The sequence below is a fragment of the Mucilaginibacter corticis genome (assembly GCF_007558865.1).
Taxonomy (GTDB): domain Bacteria; phylum Bacteroidota; class Bacteroidia; order Sphingobacteriales; family Sphingobacteriaceae; genus Mucilaginibacter; species Mucilaginibacter corticis.
In genome coordinates, this window is record NZ_VLPK01000002.1 from 183,475 (window position 1) to 202,758 (window position 19,284).

Here is a 19,284-nt window from a genome sequence, read left to right on the forward strand (position 1 = left end):
AAGCCGGGTTATTTTTTTGATAGCCTTATTGACCAAATAGAATATGTTAGAAAAATTAGAATTGATATATCAGCGCTGGAAAGCAGTTGAAGGCGAATTGAGCAGCCCCGATGCTATGGCTGATATGAAACGCTTTGCCCAGTTAAATAAAGAATATAAAGACCTGGCCAAGATCGTTGACGAGTATAATATTTACCGCAACATCATGAGCAATATTGATACTAATAAAGAAATATTAGCTACCGAGAAAGATCAGGAGTTTCGTGAAATGGCGAAAACCGAGCTGGATGAATTATTGGTACAACAAGAGGAAAAAGAAGAGCAGATCCGTTTGATGCTGATCCCAAAAGATCCGGAAGATTCAAAGAATGCTATTATGGAGATCCGTGGCGGTACAGGTGGCGACGAAGCCGCGATATTTGCCGGCGACCTATACCGTATGTACATGCGTTACTGCGAAAAACGTGGCTGGAAAACCGAATTGGTTGACTATACCGAAGGTACAGCAGGCGGATACAAAGAAATTGTATTTAATGTAAACGCGGAAGATGCCTACGGTACGCTTAAGTTCGAATCGGGTGTACACCGTGTACAACGCGTGCCTGATACAGAAACACAGGGCCGTGTACATACATCAGCAGCATCAATTGTGGTATTGCCTGAAGTTGATGAGTTCGATATCGTTTTAAACCCTGCCGATATCCGTAAGGATCTGTTCTGCGCGTCAGGTCCTGGTGGTCAGTCGGTAAACACAACATACTCGGCTGTGAGGTTAACCCACATACCTACCGGCGTGGTAGCACAGTGCCAGGATCAGAAATCGCAGTTAAAAAACTTTGATAAGGCTTTACAGGTATTGCGTTCAAGGGTATATGAACTTGAGCTGCAAAAACATTTGGAAGAAGCATCTAAAAAACGCAAAACCATGGTTGCTACCGGCGACCGTTCGGCTAAAGTACGTACCTATAATTATCCGCAGGGCCGCTTAACGGAGCACCGCATAGGCTTAACCATTTATAACCTTACCGAGGTAATGAATGGCGGCATACAAGAGATCATGGAAGCCCTTCAGTTTGCTGAGAACGCAGAGAAATTAAAAGAAGGCACAGTAGCGTAATCTTTTTGATGTGCAAATTTGCTGATATGCAGATGTGCAAATGAATTATTTCATATGCGCATCTGCATTTTTCATTTAAATGTAATTATATACTCATCTGCACATTTTCTCATTTGCATATCTGCACATCACACCTTTTTTACATTTATAAAAATCCTGTTTTCATCTTGTTTTCATAAAGGGGTACTACTTTAGTTTTCAGAAATAAAAGACTGGATTATGTTGGCTCTTGAAAAAGTATTGACAAATAACGCTACCATATACAGACGCGAAGCGCGCCTGATGGGAAATAAGTTTGAAATTAGTGTGGTTGGAAATGACCCTATTTGGGCCGTTGAGCGTATTAACAATGCAATTTCTGAAATTAACCGTGTTGAAAAATTACTAAGCACCTTTAGCGAGGATAGCGAAGTAAATACTATAAACCGCAATGCCGGCATAAAACCTGTAAAAGTTAGCGCCGAGATCTTTAGGCTGATAGATCGTTCGCTGCAAATATCAGAACTTACTTACGGCGCGTTTGACATCACTTACTACGCGACGGATAAAACAGTCGAACAACACGATGCATCTGTATTAACTTATACCAAAATAAGTTATAAAGATGTAGTGCTTGATGCAAAAGCCACTACTGTATTTTTAAAAGAAAAAGCAATGCGGATAGGTTTTGCTGCCAACAGCAAGGGCTACGCTGCCGACAGGGCAAAATATATCATGCAGTTAGAAGGTGTAAGCCACGGTGTGATCAACGCCGGCGGCGACCTGCTTACCTGGGGTTTACAACCCGATATGGAGCCGTGGACTGTTGCCACTGCCGATCCGCGACAGGAAGCGCAACCATTTGCCGACCTGGAGATCAGCAATATGGCCATAGCCACCTCTGTTAATACCGAGAAATATATTACCATTAACGATAAAAAATCAAGAGCCGGCAAAGCTGCAAACGGTTTTACAGTTAGCGGCATAAAAAGCGTAAGCATAATAAGCCCTACTGCCGAGTTTGCCGACGCTATGGCTACGCCTGTAATGACCATTGGTGTTAATGCCGGTATATACCTGATCAATCAATTAAACCAAATAGGTTGTGTCATTATTGATGACCGCAACCGTGTATATCCGTCAAAAGGAATAACTATCGCATAATAACAGCCAATTGTTATATGTAAATTGGTTTTATGCCGTTATTGGCATACATAAGTGGCGCGTTAAAAAATCCTTTTTTAAATTAGAAAGTGTGACCGTGTTGCTATAATTTAGGGCTGTGGCCTAATGGAAACTCTTAACTAACTGATTTTTGGAAAAAATTTTACCATTTTCTTTCCTTCAATGATAAAGCGGCTTGCATATATTGTAATGTTGTTGATATTTGCAACAAGCTTATCATCTGCTAAAGTAAGAACAGGCCACCTTGTTCTTACTAATGACAATTTTATGCGGTATATTTTAGATGCTCATTTGCAAAGGGATACGGTAAAAAAACATCAACAGGAAGAAGATACCAAAAAAATAAAAGAGATATCAAAGGCCAAAAGGCAATCAAAGCCCGAAAAAATAGGTGACGGTGATAACGTGCAGGACCCCAAAGCTAAGCCTAAACCAAAAAGGGAACGTCGCCCTGAAGGTTTGGACAGGCCGCCTGAAATACCAAGACGAAATGGCAACTAACTAAACCAATAGCCGATACAAATGAGATACCTGCATATACTGCTTTTAATTTTGATAGTTAACGCTGCCCATGGGGCGGGGTTGACCCGGTATGAATATACCGGCCGCAGCGTATACAATATGGCTAAGGATACTGACACTATTATCAGAAAGCAATCATTATCAGTAGGGATAAACTATGGCAGCGACGCTATGTTTTTTGGCCGCACCGGGCCGATTACGTACCCATTTTTTTCTACCGATGTGGTTTATAATACCAAGGCTGGTTTTTTTATCTATGGTTCTGCATTAAGGCTGATAGGCTATCGTACATCGGTTGATGAGGTTGACGTGGGCGGTGGTTATTTATATCGTCCTTCAAAAAAATTCTCGGGATCAATATCCTACAACAGGTTTATATTTAATAAGGAAGAGCGGATCATCGAGTCGGCCACGTCAAATGATGTGAACTGGAAGAACTCGATGGATTGGAAACCATTTAAATCAACCGTGATATTAGATTATCTTTTTGGCAAGTCGAGTGATTTCTTTTTGACCCTGACCCAATCAAAATACTTTGAAACCAAAGGTAATATTTTTAGCGATGATGATTACCTGTCATTCAACCCGGGCATAAGCGCTATTATAGGTACACAAAACTTTGTTCAGCGCTATTCGCTTGATCACCAGGACAGGTTCGATGCCGATAATATCTATAAATATGGCCCCGGCGCACCGTCCAACTTTAATAACGGCCGTTTAAATATGTTAAACTACAGCTTTAAGTTGCCTATAGCCTATAACCGGCCGCATTATACTTTTGAGTTTTCTTACAAATACTCCATACCTGTTAATGTGGAAGGCGCGTTAGAAAACAAACACGAATCTTTTTTTAATGCATCATTTTTCTATATCTTTTATTAAAGCGGGCTATGAATGTTTTAATTATTGAAGACGAAGAGGCATTAGCACATGAGTTGGAAATATTTCTGACCAATCATAATTATGTAACTGAGATCTGCTATAATGGTCAATCGGCTTCTGAGAAAATTGCCATCAGTCTTTATGATTTTATCCTGATAGACTTGGGCCTCCCTGATTATGATGGCCTTGACCTGTTAAAAGAAGCAAAGAAAAATAACCCAGACGCGGCTTGTATAATTTTAACAGCCCGTGCCGAAATTAATGACCGGGTAAGAGGCCTTGACCTGGGGGCCGATGATTACCTGCCCAAGCCTTTTTCTTTATTAGAACTGCAAAGCCGTATGCAGGCCATTATGCGCCGTAAATTTGGGCTTAAACAAAGCATTGTAGAGCTGGGCGATTTTATCATAAACCTTACCGACAGGACAATTAACTACCATGATAACGTAGTTAGCGCTATCACCAAAAAAGAGTTTGACCTGATAGCTTATTTAATTTTGCACAAAAACCGCACGCTTACCCGCACGCAATTAAGCGAACATATCTGGGGCAGTGTTATTAATGACGATTACGACTCGAATTATATTGACGCGCATATTAAAAACATCCGTAAAAAGTTAAATGTTTATGCAGCACCCGATTGGTTGGAGACCGTGCGCGGCCTGGGTTATAAAATTAAAATGAATACGTAGTATTGAAATTAAATACAAAACTTACGCTGTTTAATGCCATTTCAAAACTGGTAATAGCCATACTTTTTGTGTTGTTATTGCCTGTACTTATCCGAAATATTAACCAAAACTTTACCGATACTAACCTTCATAAGCAAAAAAACAAGATACTTCATATTATACATACATCAGGTATAAAAGATAACGTATACGCTACTTACTCTCCGCTTAAGGAAGAATATTACAGCCTTGATGAAGACTCACTGAATGAAAAGCTTGACACGATAAAAAATGAAAAACGGAAAATTGAAGGTGACACTATAGAGTACAGGATACTTAGCTACAATTTTATAATTAACAAAAAAAATTACCTTCTTGAAATAGGTAAGAGCGTAGACACCATTGGCGAAACAACAACCCCGCTGCAAAATGTGGCCTTTGTGGTTTTGGTCGGCATGATATTGCTAACTATCCTGGCTGATCAAATTTACACCAATCATTTATTAAAGCCGCTGGGCAAGATCATTAAAAGTAAGCTGATAGGCCAGAAATTCCCCAAATTCGGGTCGTATAAAGAGGTTAAAACCAGTACATCCGACTTTCAATATTTGGATATCAGCATCCACAAAATGATCGAGACCATTGAGGCGGCTTTTCAAAAAGAACGCGAATTTATCTCGAATGCGTCGCACGAGTTGATGACGCCCATATCTATCCTGCAATCAAAGATCGAAAACATGTTTGAGCAGGAAGATATTGCCGATGAATTAAAAGTGCGCCTGCTCGAGATGCAAAAGATCCTTAACCGGTTAAAAAGCATCACCAAAACGCTGCTGCTGATATCGCAAATTGAAAATGAGCAGTTTTTAAAAGAAGACAAGATCTCGATAACCGAATTGCTGCAGGAAGTTTACGATGAGATCTCGGTACGCCTGCCCGAAAAGAACATCACCTTTGATATCCTGATCCCGCAGGATGTGGTATTGATAAACATTAATAAGTTTTTGCTATTTAACCTGTTTTTTAACCTGGTTAACAACGCAATAAAATATAATAAGGTAGATGGCGAAATTGTGATCACTACCGAAAAAGAAACCGGCAATTTGATAGTTAACATAACCGATAACGGTATAGGTATTAGTACAGAGGATATGCCGTTTATATTTAACCGGTTTAAAAAGTTCAGGCAGTCTATGCAGCAGGACAGTTTTGGTTTGGGCCTGCCTATTGTAAAATCAATAGCTACTTTTCACCGCGTTAAAATTGAGGTCGACTCGGTAAAAGACCTCGGCAGTAATTTCAGGCTTATCTTTCCAGCTGATGTGATCGGGTCTTTATCCTGATTATCATTGTGTTACATCTTGTACTATATGGTAAATATATTTTTAAATATTTTCGCCACTTAATTAAACCCTTTGAAGCTAAAATTGTCTAACAATTGCTATGTTTAGTAAAAGTTTATGCTGCCAATACTATTTAGCATCAAAATTTGTTAATTTTTCTAAGTATTATGAAAAAGTTATTTAAATATGCCCCTGCTTTAATGTTAACCGGGGCTTTGTCATTGGTGATGGTGTTGAATGCTGACGCGCAGCGTGGTAGTGCTCATGCAGGCGGCGGCGGGGCGCGTGTTAGCGCCGGCGGTTTTCGTGGAGGTACAGGTTACGGCGGTGGTTATCGTGGCGGTTTAGGTTTTGGCCTGGGCTTTGGTTACAGAGGAGGGTATGGCTATTTCGGTTATCCGTCTTTAGGGTTTTACTTAGACGCTCTTCCGTTTGGTTACTATCCGTTTTACATGGGGTCATCATTGTATTACTACTCAGATGGTATATTTTACCAGCCTTATAATGATGGTTACGCGGTTACGGCCCCTCCGGTAGGTGCAGCGGTGCCTAAGTTACCAAAAGGATCAAAGGCTATCATGATTGATAACCAGCAGTTTTTTGAATTTAATGGTGTATACTATAAAATTGTAGTTAACGATAAAGGTGATAAAGTATATGTTGTTGCCGGTAAAGACGGCGTTTTAAACACCGATAACGGCGGTGGTACTAACGATGACGGTACAGTGAACCAGGTGCCAAAAGTTGGCGACGTGGTTGACCATTTACCTGAAAACGTACACAGAGTTACCCTGAACGGTAAGAAATATTATGTAACTGCTGAAGATATTTATTTTGAAGAAATAACCGGCAGGAACGGTAATGTCGAATATCGCATAGCAAGCGTGCCTGATATGCAATAAACGCTTTGTCTGAATATATTAAAAGCCTCCCGGATATGGGAGGCTTTTTTGTTTACCGGTGCGCCTTAAAAACCGTTTTCGTTTTCATTAGTTATAAATGATATAAATAATTAGTTATGAGATCTATCTGGAAAGGTTCAATTGGTTTTGGGTTGGTAAGCATCCCGGTAAAGTTATATTCGGCGGTGCAAACCAGTTCACTGGACTTTGATATGCTGGATAGCCGAGACCACTCGCGTATCCGTTACCAGCGTGTAAATGAGCATACTCATAAAGAAGTACCTTACGATAAAATTGTAAAAGGATACAAGCTGAGCGACGATTACGTGATCATGGATGAGCATGATTTTGAAGATGCCGCACCCGAAAAGAGTAAGGTGATCACCATTGAAAGCTTTGTAAACGTAAGCGAGGTTAACCCCATGTTCTATGAAACCTCGTACTATACCGAACCGGATACCAAAAACAATAAAGCTTATGGCCTTTTGCTGCAGGCCCTTGTAAAATCGGGCAAGGCCGGGCTGGCCCGATTTGTATTGCGCAGTACCGAGAGCTTATGTATCGTACACCCGGTTAAGAATGTGCTGGTAGTAACCCGTATCCGTTTTGCACAGGAGATCCGCGAAACGGATGACCTGAACATAGCCGACGACATGAACATCAGCAAAAAAGAGCTGGATATGGGCCTGGCGCTGATAGAACAATATGCAGAGAAGTTTGATGTATCCAAATTTAAGGATGAGTATAACGACTCGTTGCTAAATATCATCAAGGCAAAATCAAAAGGAAAACGGGCCACCGTTAAAAAGCTCACGCCACATAAAACAAAAAGCGATGATCTGTATGATCAATTAATGGAAAGCCTGAAAACTAAGAAAGGGGCATAATACTGGTTGTCTGTGTTTAAAAATAGATACATTGTAGCATTTGTGGTACTCATCTCAGGAATATCAACTCAATAATTTTAGCTACAGTAAGCTTAAAACCAAGCTAAAAATGGGTGTGATGCAAAATGGCATCAGTTTTGAATAAGTGTTATCATATCTATGAAATTATTAACTAAATAATCAAAATTATGAACTCATTATTGTATATTATAGCAGTTATCCTTGTTATAGGATGGGCTTTAGGATTTTTTCTTTATTCAGCAGGTGGTATAATCCACGTATTGTTAGTAATTGCAGTTATCTCTCTATTATTAGGATTAATAAGAAGGCCGACCGCACTCTAATAAAATATCAGAACATACATTAACAAGAAGAGCCGCAATACTATTGCGGCTCTTCTTGTTTTAAATGGTAGTGTTTCCGGTTATTTGAGTGTTAACCATTTCTTCCTTACGGTAAGCTGCTCAGGCGTGGCATTTGGCAACTCGTCGATTTTATATTTCACCTTAGTGTCTTTTAACAGAGTAACGGGTAGTTTCAGTGTTAAACCATCGCGCACTACGGTTACTTCAATTTTATCGCCAACCTGTTTACCTGCAATAGGGCTGCCTGTTGCAGGTAAGGCTTCGTCATCAATCGCTACTATTTCGTCGTTCACGTTAATGCCGCTAACCCATGCTGACCCGCCACGCAATACGCCGGCAACAATCAGTCGGTTAGTACCCGCTACCTGGGTTATGCCTAAGGCCGGGTAATTACTTTCGGCAAGTTCGTCTGTTAGCTTATAACCGGCATAGGCTAAATAGCTGTTAAAATCAACAGGATCTAAGCCATTAATATATTTGGCGTAGAAATCGTCAAGGTTCTTACCTGCAAATTTCTCAACCGCCTGTTTAAACTCAGCATCGGTATAGCCGCGTTTTTTCTCTTTATAGTACTCGTTATACATATAACGCATTACATCGTCCAACGAGTTCTTGCCCTTGGTATCATTGATAATTTCAAGATCCATCAACAAAGCAACTATAGCGCCTTTGGTATAATAAGAGATGCCGGTGTTAACCGAATTTTCATTAGGCCGGTAAGCCTTTATCCAGGCGTCATAGCTCGACTGGGCCAGTGTCTGCACCTTAGCGCCCGGTGTATTTTCAAGTTGGTTAATGTCCTCGGCTAATACATTCAGGTAGTTTTCACGACTATAAAGCCCGGTACGGTGTACAATAATATCCTGGTAATAGGCAGTGAAACCCTCGGCTATCCATAAATTGGTGGTGTAGTTTTCATTATCATAATCAAACGGGCCTAAGGCTATGGGGCGCAACCGCTTAACGTTCCATAAGTGGAAATGCTCATGCGCGGCCAGGCTCAAAAAGCTTAGATATCCGCCTTCGGTCGCGTAAGCATCCCGCGAACCGCCCAGGGTGGTCGAGCTTAAATGCTCAAGGCCGCCGCCGCTTTTAAATGCGTTATGTACTATAAAGGTATAGTGCTTATTAGGGTTTTCGCCAAATATGGCTACTTCTTCGGCCACAATTTTGGGCATGTCTTTTATCATGCGCTCCTTATTGTAAGTGCCGCCGCCAACCATGGCTATCTCGTACTTAACGCCATCGGCATCAAATCCAAAGACATCCTGGTTGCCTACCTCGATAGGCGAATCAAACAGTATATCATAATCGGGTGCATACCTGGTAAAGCTATCGCCATTAACCTTTTCTAAACTGGTTGATACTGTTTTCCAGCCTTTATATGGTACAATATGTATGGTAGATGCCGCATGCAGCATATCGCCGGGATAGATAAAAATATCAGGCGATGATAAAAACGCGTGCGACGCGTCGATAAAGCTTGTACGTACAGAAAACTCAAAGGCGTATACGCGGTATTTAACAACTATGCCTGATAAACCTTCTGTATTAACCTGCCAGATGTTTTTGCGGATCTTTAGCGCGGCAACGGGTTTGCCATCACCTTTTACGGTTAATGATTCAATATTTCTTGCAAACTCGCGCACCAGGTACGAGCCGGGGGTCCAAACCGGCATTTTAAGTTCTATAGTACTTTGCTTTAACCCGGTTATTTTCATTTCTACATCGGCGTAATGTGCCTGTGCTTCAGGGAAAGTTACAGTGTAAGATATTTGCGTGTTGTCTGCAGCATTAACGGTGGTAGTCATCGAGAAAAATATTAAAGAAAAAATAACTGTTAATTGAATTTTTTTCATGCCGCAATGTATAAAATTTTAGCATTTGCTTTGGGCCGTTGTATAAAATGTTAAACACAATATGTTGTAAAATGGTTGATACATGCAACTATTAAAGTTTGTTACTATTTATTTTTATGGACTAAATTATGGAAGTACAACTTATTGAGCCAATATCGCGCAGGCTGAACCGTTTGGGCCGTGATTATCTAGCGGCGCTGCATAAACACATGGAGCACCTGGATGTAAAGAACTATTATTATCCATTAACACTGATCTGTTATTACGATGGCCAGCTTACTCAAAAGGCATTGGCAGAGAAACTGGATACCGATAAATCGATCATTGTAAAGATAATTGATTTGCTGGCTCACGAAGGGCTTGTGTACCGGCAGGTAAATCCGGACGACAGGCGGCAACATTTGTTAGGTGCTACCGAAAAAGCAAAGAAAGCATTTCCTCATATCGTTAAGGTATTTGAACACATGAACAGTTCTGCAGCAAAGAACATATCAGCGCAGGATATGGAAGTATTTGAGCGCGTATTACTTAAAATGAAAGACAACTTAGTGGACTTTAATGCATCCATCCCTGTAACCAAAACCCTCTAAACATCACCATATGAAAACCAGGTATGTAATATACTTATTGCTGGCATTACTGATCGGCTACCTAATTTACAACAAGTTCTTTAGCGACAGGGCCAAAAAGATCCAGGCAAGCGACACTAAAGGCAAAGGAAAAGGCAAAAAAAATGGCCCCGTGGCTGTTAGACTGATGATTGCCAAAGATACTGTTGTAGATAATGCGATAGACATAACCGGAACCATTGACGCTAATGAAAAAGTAAGTCTGATCAGCGAGACAGCTGGTAATATTACCGGTATTTATTTCCAGGAAGGCAGTAAGGTTAAAAAAGGCCAGCTATTGGTTAAGGTGTATAACCAGGACCAGGTAGCCGCACTAAAACAGAATGAATACCAGATAGCTTTAGCCAAGCAAACCGAATATCGTAACAAGATCTTGTTGCAAAAAGAGGCCATCAGCCAGCAAGAGTATGATACTTCGTTAACAAGCCTGAACACTTTACAGGCACAAAGCGATGTAATAAAAGCACAGATCGCAAAAACCGAAATAAGGGCTCCGTTTTCCGGAACTATCGGTTTGCGCAATGTTAGCCCGGGTGGTTACCTGTCGCCAAATACGGCTATCGCATCGCTTGTAAATGTTGATCCGGCAAAGGTTACTTTCTCTGTTCCTGAAAAATATTTACCGCTTACCAAAGTAGGGAGTAAGGTTAATTTTACAGTTACCAGCTCTAACAAAAATTTCAAAGCGGTAGTTTATGCTATCGAGCCATCTATTGATGTAACCTCGCGCACCATTACGGTGCGTGCCAAAGCGGCTAATCCTGATGGCATATTGCAGGCGGGTAGTTTTGCCAAGATCAACCTGCAGCTTGACCAAACCCCTAAAACAATCATGCTACCTACCGAATGTGTAGTGCCCGATCTGAAAAGCAGTATGGTGTATGTTTATCACAATGGTGTAGCCGTGGCAAGACCTGTAAAAACAGATCTGCGTACCGATACCAAAATACAGATAACCAGCGGCATAAATGTAGGCGATAGCGTAGTAGTATCAGGCATTATACAGATGCGCCCTAAAGTGGCTTTAAAAATTATTAAAGTAATTAAATAATCAGTATCCCATGAGTTTATCCTCAGTAAGTATAAAAAGGCCGGTACTGGCAACAGTTATGTCTATCGTAATTGTAGTATTCGGCGTCATTGGGTACAATTTTTTAGGTATCCGCGATTTTCCATCGGTCGATCCGCCTATCATCTCTGTCAGCACCAGCTATTCGGGTGCTAATGCTGATGTAATAGAATCGCAAATTACCGAGCCCTTGGAGAAAGCCATTAATGGTGTGCCGGGGATCCGTAACATATCATCAACAAGCTCTGTTGGTTCCAGCCAAATCACCGTTGAGTTTGACCTGGATGCTGACCTTGAAACCGCCGCAAATGACGTGCGCGATAAAGTGGGCCAGGCACAGCGCCAGTTACCGCAGGATATTTCAGCGCCGCCGGTAGTTACCAAAGCCGACGCGAACGCCGACAATATTATCACGCTTTCTGTAACCAGCGACAAGCGTAACATTACCCAGGTAGATGATTATGCCGAGAACGTTTTACAGGAAGGTTTGCAAACCATACCCGGTGTAAGTGCCATTAACATACAGGGCCAGCGCCAGTACGCCATGCGTTTATGGATAGATCCGGCTAAGCTGTCCTCGTTCGGGTTAGCAGCCAATGATATTACTGATGCGCTAAATAAAGAAAACGTTGAGCTGCCTGCGGGTAAAATTGAGGGTAACAATACCGAGTTGATCATCAGGGCCATTGGTAAAATGAGTACCGAGAAAGAGTTCAACGACATGATCATCCGGTCTGACAGTAACCGGGTAATACGGTTGCGCGATGTAGGTTACGCAGTAATGGGTTCTGCTAACGAAGAAACAGCTTTTAAAGAGTCGGGCGTATTACAAGTGGGTTTGGCTATTGTGCCGCAACCTGGTGCCAACTATGTGCAGATAGCCAAGGATTTTTACAAGAGATTTGACCAGCTAAAAAAAGATCTCCCAGCCGATATTCACGTTAAAGTTTTGTTGGATAACACCAAATTTATTAACCAGTCGATATCTGAAGTTGAGGAAACCCTGGCTATCTCCTTTATTTTGGTGGTAATTATCATCTACCTGTTTTTCAGGGATTGGCTTATTGCTTTCAGGCCTTTGATAGACATACCGGTTTCATTGATAGGTGCATTTTTTATCATGTACATCTTCGGGTTCTCTATTAATATATTGACCTTATTAGGGATAGTACTTGCGACGGGCCTGGTAGTGGATGACGGTATTGTGGTTACAGAGAACATCTACAAAAAAGTTGAGGGAGGAATGCCTATCCGGCAGGCCGCATTTGAGGGCTCGGCCGAGATCTTCTTCGCGGTAATATCCACATCTATCACACTGGCTGCAGTGTTTTTACCAATTGTGTTTTTACAGGGTTTTACAGGCCGTTTATTCCGCGAGTTTGCGGTAGTGGTGGCAGGTTCAGTGTTGATATCAGCTTTTGTATCCTTGTCGTTAACACCAATGCTTAATGTTAAGCTGATCCGTAAGAATTCAAAAAAATCAAAGTTTTACGAGCAAACAGAGCCGTTTTTTGAAAACATGACCAACTCTTATACCGAGAGCCTGGTTAAATTTATGAAACACCGGTGGATAGCAATAACTATATTGCTTGTTTCAATAGGTATGATCGTGGTATTGAGCCGGATCATTCCATCAGAACTTGCCCCGCTTGACGATAAAAGTTTGGTAAGGTATAACGTTACCGGATCTGAAGGCGCATCGTACGAGTTTATGACCAGGTATATGGATAAGATATCTGATATGGTAGCCGACTCCATACCTGAATCAAATATTAACCTGGAGATAGTAGCGGCCGGTGGCGGCGGTGCAGGTGCCGTAAACAGTGGCTTTGGGCGTATAGGCCTTGTTGCACCGGAAGGGCGAGAACGATCACAAAATGATATTGCCAACTGGTTAACCAAACAGGTAAGCCGTTATCCCGACGCGCGTGTAACCGTTACACAGGAACAAACTATAAGCGGTGGCGGCGGTGGTGCAAAAAGTGCGCTGCCCGTGCAGTTTGTTCTGCAAAACCAGGATTTTGAAAAGATCAGGAAAGTGCTGCCTGAGTTTTTTTCGCAGGTAAGCAAAAGCCCGGTATTCACCACGCCGGATGTGAACCTGAAGTTTACCAAGCCCGAACTAAGGGTAGTTACAGACCGCGACCGGGCACGTGATCTTGGTGTATCTGTTGCGGATATAGCATCGGCATTACAGTTGTATTATAGTAATGGTCTTTTAACTTATTTCCTGCTTAATGGCAAGCAATACCAGGTTATAGCACAAGCCGACAGGGCTAACCGCGATCAGCCGCTTGACCTGAAAACCATTTACATCAGGAATACCAAAGGGACACTGGTACAACTGGATAACGTGGTAAAGGTTGACGAAGACGCGACCCCGCCGGCTATCTACCACTTTAACAGGTTCAAATCTGCCACGTTCCAGGCAGGTTTAGCGCCGGGGCATACCATTGGCGATGGTATTAATGAAATGAACCGGATAGCCAAAGATTTACTGGACGATAGCTTTAGCACCGAGCTAAGCGGTGCCTCGCGCGACTTTGCCGAGAGCGCGTCTAATATCATCTTCGCTTTTATTTTCGCGCTTTTACTGATCTACCTGGTATTGGCTGCCCAGTTTGAAAGTTTTAAAGACCCTGTTATAGTAATGCTTACCGTGCCGCTGGCAATTGCAGGTGCATTCTTGTCGCTATGGCTGTTTGACCAGACATTTAATATTTTCAGCCAGATTGGTATTATTACACTTGTAGGACTGGTAACTAAAAATGGTATTTTGATAGTTGAGTTTGCCAACCAGCGCATGGAGCATGGATTGCAAAAATATGAGGCTGTAGTTGAAGCGGCCACCGCGCGTTTACGTCCTATTTTAATGACCAGTATGGCGGTAGTGCTGGGTTCTGTCCCTATTGCTTTTGCTTTGGGTGCCGGTGCAAAAAGCCGGGTATCGTTAGGTATCGTAATTATTGGCGGTATGTTGTTTTCATTGGTACTAACGCTTTATGTGATCCCGATGATGTACGTATTGATTGCATCAAAGACTCGCCATGATCCGGACCATGAACCCGCAGGTGAAGAAAAGAAAGAAATGAAACTGATTGAAAACGAATAAGCAATGATGAAATATATAAAATTAACTTGTTGCCTTTGTTGTTGTTTGGCGCTTACTGTTACAGTTAGCGCGCAAAATGCGCCTGCGTATTTAACATTAAAAGACGCGGTTGAAATAGCTTTAAAAAATAATTACAATATCATACTGGCTAAAAACAATAATGCCATCGCCCAAAATAATGTTACCATAGGTAACGCAGGGTTTTTACCCGTTGTTACCGGCGATCTTACCCAAACCAATAGCAGGCAGCATATTGAGCAAACACGGTCAGACGGTACGGTTAATACCATCCCTAATGCTAAAAACAGCAGCTTAAGTTATGGGCCTAATCTTAACTGGACCATTTTTAACGGCTTTTCTATGTTTGCCAATTATGATCAGCTTAAACAGCTAAAGGAGTTAAGTTCGGTTAGCTCGCGCGATACCATATTGGCCACAACCGCAGATGTTATACAAACCTATTATGATCTGACCAACCAGTATGAGCAGATCAAAGCGCAGAACGGAGCTATCGCTATATCGCATACTCAACTAAAATATGCCAGCGATAAGTTTAGTGTGGGTACGGCATCAAGGCTTGATGTGCTAAACGCACAGGTAAACCTGAATACCGATACCGCAACTTTATTAACCCTGCAACAGCAGTTTAAAGCATCAAAGATCAGGTTAAACCAGCTGTTAGTGCGCGATCTGCAAACAGATTTTACTGTGGCTGACACTATAGTAGTTGATGAAAAACTGGTATTGGGTGATATTATCGCTGCCGCGCAAACGCAAAACCCGGCTATCATTTCATCACAGATCAATAAACGTATTGCCGATATCAATTTAAAGCAGGTACAATCAAGCCGATACCCGGTAGTAGGGGTAAACGGTGGTTATGCCTGGACAAACAGCCATACGCCTGCAGGCTTTACGCAAATGCAGGATACGCATGGTTTAAATTACGGTGTAACGGCTTCAATCAATATTTTTAATGGGTTTAACCAGTCGCGCAGGGAGCGTAATGCTAAGATCCAGATCGATAATGCCACTGTTGATGTTAAGCAGACCCGCTTAAATGTCGAAGCGCAGATCAGCAACCTGTATGTCAGTTATCTGTCGGGCCTTGACCTGGTAAAGCTGGGCCAATCAAACGTCGCGATAGCAAAACGTAACCTGGATATCTCATTAGATAAGTATAAAATAGGCACCATAACCCCTTTAGAGATCCGCGAGGCACAAAGGAATTACCTGGCAGCACAATCCACATTTTTTGCCGCACAATACCAGTCAAAAGTGGCAGAAATAACATTAAAACAAATTACTAATAACTTAACTATCCAATAATCAAATATTTAGTTATTTTTGGTAATAATGGCTGCATCATACAACACTTGTTTGTTAATTGACGATAATTACCTCGATAATTTTATCACAAAAAAATTATTGGAGAACAGTAATTTCGCTAAAACTGTAGTGACATCCGAGTCGCCGGCCTATGCTATAAGGTTATTGGCCAGCGGTTCTGTGAAGCCCGATGTTATCTTCCTGGATATCAGGATGCCTAACATGAGCGGCTTTGAGTTTTTAGATGCTTACGATAAACTGGATATTGAAAAAGAAGGCATAAAAATATATTTACTGTCTTCGTCTTTTGATCCTACGGATATGAAAAAGTCATCTAATAACAAATACGTTACCCATTTTATCCATAAGCCGCTTACCCATAAAATTCTCGAAGACTTACCATGATCTTAGTCGCTGATAGCGGATCAACAAAAACAGATTGGTTGCTTAAACAACCCGGGCACGATGCACGGGCATTTAGAACCCCCGGGTTAAATCCCTATTTTTTAACAGAAAAAGAAATTGTTAAAATACTACAGGAACAGGCGCCAGACCTGATCGCGTTTAATCTTGATGTAAGGGAGATCTATTTTTTTGGTGCGGGATGCTCGAGCCCCGACAGGCATGAGATCGTATCAAACGCGCTGAGCCAATTATTCACCAAAGCTTATATTAGTGTTGATAGTGACTTGTTAGGGTCGGCATATGCTACCTGCGGACATGAAAAAGGATTATGTTGTGTATTGGGCACCGGCTCTAATATCTCATTTTTTGATGGTGAAGATATCCACTCAGGCAAACATGGACTTGGCTATATTTTAGGTGATGAAGGTTCCGGAACCTGGTTTGGCAAGGCGTTGGTAACCGATTTTTTATATGGCCTCATGCCTGACAGTATTTACACGCTGTTTAACAACACCTACCAGTTAACCAAAGAAGAAGTAATTAAAAACGTATACCAAAAGCCATCGGCAAACTCCTACCTGGCATCATTCGCGCGGTTTTTAAATGTGATCCGTAAAACTGAATATGGCAGCGCGCTCATCAAAAGAGGCCTGCAGGACTTTATTGATACCAATATCAAATCATATCCTGAATATCATACGTTTAAAAGCCACTTTGTAGGTTCAATAGCTTTTGTATTTACCGAAGAGTTAACCGCGCTTTGCGAAACGCAGGATATCCATATCGGCAAGATCATCAAGCAACCTATTAATGACCTGTTGGCGTTTATTTTAAGCAGGGAAGAAGCGTTGTAACTATGTTGATCGGTTACTTAACAGCAGTCGGCTTCCTTTTAACTCTTATTCTCACCAATACAAACAATATCCCTAATATGGCTAACAAACTTGCTGTTTTAGGCAGGTAGTCGCCGTGGGCCACGTAAAAGGTAATATCTGTATTCAGGTTAATGTTTTGTTTTAGCGCGGCCCTTACCCACCATTTGGTTTGCTGCACAATATCGCCACGTTCATTAATAAATGCAGAGATACCCGTATTGGCCGAGCGGCACACCCAGCGGCGTGTTTCAATGGCGCGTAGTTTTGCATAATCAAGATGCTGGTCTTTGCCGGATGTATTTTCCCACCAGCCGTCGTTGGTAATAATGGCAATAAATTGCGCGCCATTGCGTACATGAGTTGCCACCCACTCGCCCCAGATGGATTCAAAGCAAACCACCGGCGCAACGCCGATACCACTTTGCGCATATAGCTCCGTTGGTTTTTCTTGCCCTGCATATGTGCCGGTTGCGCCGCCCAGGTGTTCAAATACGGGTTTTAAAAATGATAAAGCATCGCCAAAAGGCAATGACTCGGCGCCCGGTACTAATTTAGATTTATGATAGAACTGCACCTCTGCTGAGTTCTCGATATTAACCGCGGTATTAAAACTATCGGCAAACTGGCGAGTACCCGGCATAGGGCTCGCTGTCTTAGTCTCGCGGGTGTTGTAAATTTTATAGGTTTCGGCACCGGTGATGATATTGCCGTTTTTGTATTTGTTTAGAAAGCGCTGTGCCTGCACAAAGTAGTTATTGGTACGGATATGGTCCTCGTCAATCGGGTCAGGTATAGCTGTTTCGGGCCAGATAAAAAATTCTGTATTAACCTGGGCTATTGAGTCTGACAGTTTGGTAAGCGTTGCCACTTGCTGATAAGCGGGTATTTCACCACCCTTGGCATAGGGGTCAATGTTAGGCTGGGCGACTACTATGTTTGACGGGTTTACAGGCTCTTTGTACGTATTGTACCGGTACAACGAAAAGCCTAAAGGGAGTACGATTATAGCAACTACCGAAATAATTAGTTTTTGCCTCACCGGTTTTGTTTGTGCCTCGGTTAAGCCGGTGTAGATCAAAAATAAAAGGATATTGATCAACCAGATCCAGATGGTGCCACCGTATACGCCGGTGTATTCATACCATTGCACCCATTGGTGTGCAGCCGCGAAACCATTTCCCAGTGTCATCCAGGGGAAGTTTAGGTCCCAGCTTTGATGCAGATATTCATAGGCTATCCAAAAGCAAACCAACGCAACTAGGCCGTAGGTACGGTTAGTAGCCAATCTGAACCGGTAATACAGCCAGCAAGTCGTTGACATTAACAGCGGACCCAAACAATAGGGTATGAGCGAGATTGGGAGCGCCACAACTTCGCCCACTATTTTTAACGCGTTGTAAACCCAGTAAATGCTCAATACATTCCAGATAAAGAACCCCAGGAAGGTAATATTGAATATCAGTTTGCCTTTTTTTGTAGAGGTTGATTTTATGATATTCTCTATTGCTACCAGCATCGGTACCAACCCAAAAAATAAAAAGACGGTGGTGTAATACATCGGCGGCCATGCCAGCCAAAGCAGTAAACCTGATAGTATGGATAGGAGGATGTTTTTCTTCATCTAATTTTATTTCGGTTGATTTTTGAACATAGCATCATTAAATGCCTGCGAATTTCCTTTGGGAATAGTCAGCGCTTTCCATCCGGAAGCTGCCATTTTTCCGATAAACACAATCTGACCAATGTGATACGGGTAATGTGCCAATTGCCTGTTTATGGCATCAATAACACTATGGCGTTCATTGCGGATATAAATTGCCTTATCCCAGTCCTCAGGCCCGATGGTATCGAGCGCATCAAACAGACATTCCCAGCCGGCGTTCCATTTATCCATCAGCTCCTTGCGGGTGGTAATTACAGCCTCAAACTCCTGGTCGCGGTCACGCCAGGTTTTCTCACCATCGCTGGTTAAAAAATCGGTCCATCGCGACAGCATATTACCCCATAGGTGCTGTACAATAATGGCTATACTGTTACTTTCTTCGTTATAGCAATAAAACAGGTCCTTATCATCAAGTTGCGCCATGGTTTTCTCGTCAACTGATTTATAGTACAGGAACTGTTTTTTCGCACTGTTAAGGTATGCTTCCATA

Annotated in this window: 18 protein-coding genes; 15 read left to right on the forward strand and 3 right to left on the reverse strand. The window is 42.0% G+C overall.

Annotated features, from left to right (window positions below; all coding sequences use genetic code 11):
- The first annotated feature begins 43 nt into the window (after positions 1-43).
- The 9 genes from prfA (at position 44) to FO440_RS11530 (ending at position 7,832) form a co-directional block, all read left to right on the forward strand.
- Complete coding sequence (gene prfA, locus FO440_RS11490; protein ID WP_144248413.1) at positions 44-1,117, forward strand: peptide chain release factor 1; 1,074 nt, start codon at positions 44-46, stop codon at positions 1,115-1,117.
- Between the two features lie 219 nt (positions 1,118-1,336).
- The gene (locus FO440_RS11495) at positions 1,337-2,260 is read left to right on the forward strand and encodes an FAD:protein FMN transferase (RefSeq protein WP_144248414.1); all 924 of its coding nucleotides are present in this window, start codon (positions 1,337-1,339) and stop codon (positions 2,258-2,260) included.
- A gap of 183 nt (positions 2,261-2,443) precedes the next feature.
- Positions 2,444-2,782, forward strand: a complete 339-nt coding sequence (locus FO440_RS11500) for a hypothetical protein (protein ID WP_144248415.1) — start codon at positions 2,444-2,446, stop codon at positions 2,780-2,782.
- Positions 2,783-2,803: 21 nt separating this feature from the next.
- Positions 2,804-3,685 carry a hypothetical protein gene (locus FO440_RS11505; protein ID WP_144248416.1) on the forward strand — a complete coding sequence of 294 codons (882 nt, stop codon included), beginning with the start codon at positions 2,804-2,806 and terminating at the stop codon, positions 3,683-3,685.
- A gap of 8 nt (positions 3,686-3,693) precedes the next feature.
- Complete coding sequence (locus FO440_RS11510) at positions 3,694-4,377, forward strand: response regulator transcription factor (protein WP_144248417.1); 684 nt, start codon at positions 3,694-3,696, stop codon at positions 4,375-4,377.
- Positions 4,378-4,379: 2 nt separating this feature from the next.
- Positions 4,380-5,699, forward strand: a complete 1,320-nt coding sequence (locus tag FO440_RS11515) for a sensor histidine kinase (protein WP_144248418.1) — start codon at positions 4,380-4,382, stop codon at positions 5,697-5,699.
- A gap of 167 nt (positions 5,700-5,866) precedes the next feature.
- Positions 5,867-6,601 carry a DUF6515 family protein gene (locus FO440_RS11520; RefSeq protein ID WP_144248419.1) on the forward strand — a complete coding sequence of 245 codons (735 nt, stop codon included), beginning with the start codon at positions 5,867-5,869 and terminating at the stop codon, positions 6,599-6,601.
- A 116-nt stretch (positions 6,602-6,717) separates the two neighbouring features.
- Positions 6,718-7,488, forward strand: a complete 771-nt coding sequence (ku, locus tag FO440_RS11525) for a non-homologous end joining protein Ku (protein WP_144248420.1) — start codon at positions 6,718-6,720, stop codon at positions 7,486-7,488.
- A gap of 188 nt (positions 7,489-7,676) precedes the next feature.
- Positions 7,677-7,832: a lmo0937 family membrane protein gene (locus FO440_RS11530; RefSeq protein WP_144248421.1), complete on the forward strand. Its 156-nt coding sequence runs from the start codon at positions 7,677-7,679 to the stop codon at positions 7,830-7,832.
- Positions 7,833-7,912: 80 nt separating this feature from the next.
- Here FO440_RS11530 and FO440_RS11535 read toward each other — a convergent pair whose 3' ends face one another.
- On the reverse strand, positions 7,913-9,712 hold the full coding sequence (locus FO440_RS11535; protein WP_144248422.1) for a M61 family metallopeptidase: 1,800 nt from the start codon (positions 9,710-9,712) through the stop codon (positions 7,913-7,915).
- A gap of 128 nt (positions 9,713-9,840) precedes the next feature.
- Between FO440_RS11535 and FO440_RS11540 the strand changes: the two genes are divergently transcribed.
- Genes FO440_RS11540 through FO440_RS11565 form a run of 6 tightly spaced genes read left to right on the forward strand, consistent with a single transcriptional unit; the run spans position 9,841 to position 17,110 of the window.
- Positions 9,841-10,302, forward strand: a complete 462-nt coding sequence (locus tag FO440_RS11540; RefSeq protein ID WP_144248423.1) for a MarR family winged helix-turn-helix transcriptional regulator — start codon at positions 9,841-9,843, stop codon at positions 10,300-10,302.
- Positions 10,303-10,312: 10 nt separating this feature from the next.
- Complete coding sequence (locus tag FO440_RS11545; protein ID WP_144248424.1) at positions 10,313-11,392, forward strand: efflux RND transporter periplasmic adaptor subunit; 1,080 nt, start codon at positions 10,313-10,315, stop codon at positions 11,390-11,392.
- Between the two features lie 10 nt (positions 11,393-11,402).
- The gene (locus FO440_RS11550) at positions 11,403-14,522 is read left to right on the forward strand and encodes an efflux RND transporter permease subunit (protein ID WP_144248425.1); all 3,120 of its coding nucleotides are present in this window, start codon (positions 11,403-11,405) and stop codon (positions 14,520-14,522) included.
- A gap of 3 nt (positions 14,523-14,525) precedes the next feature.
- On the forward strand, positions 14,526-15,851 hold the full coding sequence (locus FO440_RS11555) for a TolC family protein (protein WP_246104211.1): 1,326 nt from the start codon (positions 14,526-14,528) through the stop codon (positions 15,849-15,851).
- A gap of 27 nt (positions 15,852-15,878) precedes the next feature.
- Positions 15,879-16,256, forward strand: a complete 378-nt coding sequence (locus FO440_RS11560) for a response regulator (RefSeq protein WP_144248426.1) — start codon at positions 15,879-15,881, stop codon at positions 16,254-16,256.
- Positions 16,253-17,110, forward strand: a complete 858-nt coding sequence (locus FO440_RS11565; protein ID WP_144248427.1) for an N-acetylglucosamine kinase — start codon at positions 16,253-16,255, stop codon at positions 17,108-17,110. The genes FO440_RS11560 and FO440_RS11565 overlap by 4 nt, the downstream gene beginning before the upstream one ends.
- A 13-nt stretch (positions 17,111-17,123) precedes the next feature.
- On the opposite strand, the gene lnt is transcribed toward FO440_RS11565, so the two are convergent.
- Together lnt and FO440_RS11575 are read right to left on the reverse strand one after the other, a co-directional pair.
- Complete coding sequence (gene lnt, locus FO440_RS11570; protein WP_144248428.1) at positions 17,124-18,752, reverse strand: apolipoprotein N-acyltransferase; 1,629 nt, start codon at positions 18,750-18,752, stop codon at positions 17,124-17,126.
- Between the two features lie 6 nt (positions 18,753-18,758).
- Positions 18,759-19,283, reverse strand: coding sequence for a DUF1572 family protein (locus FO440_RS11575; RefSeq protein ID WP_144248429.1), 525 nt, complete (start codon positions 19,281-19,283; stop codon positions 18,759-18,761).
- Position 19,284 lies beyond the last annotated feature (1 nt).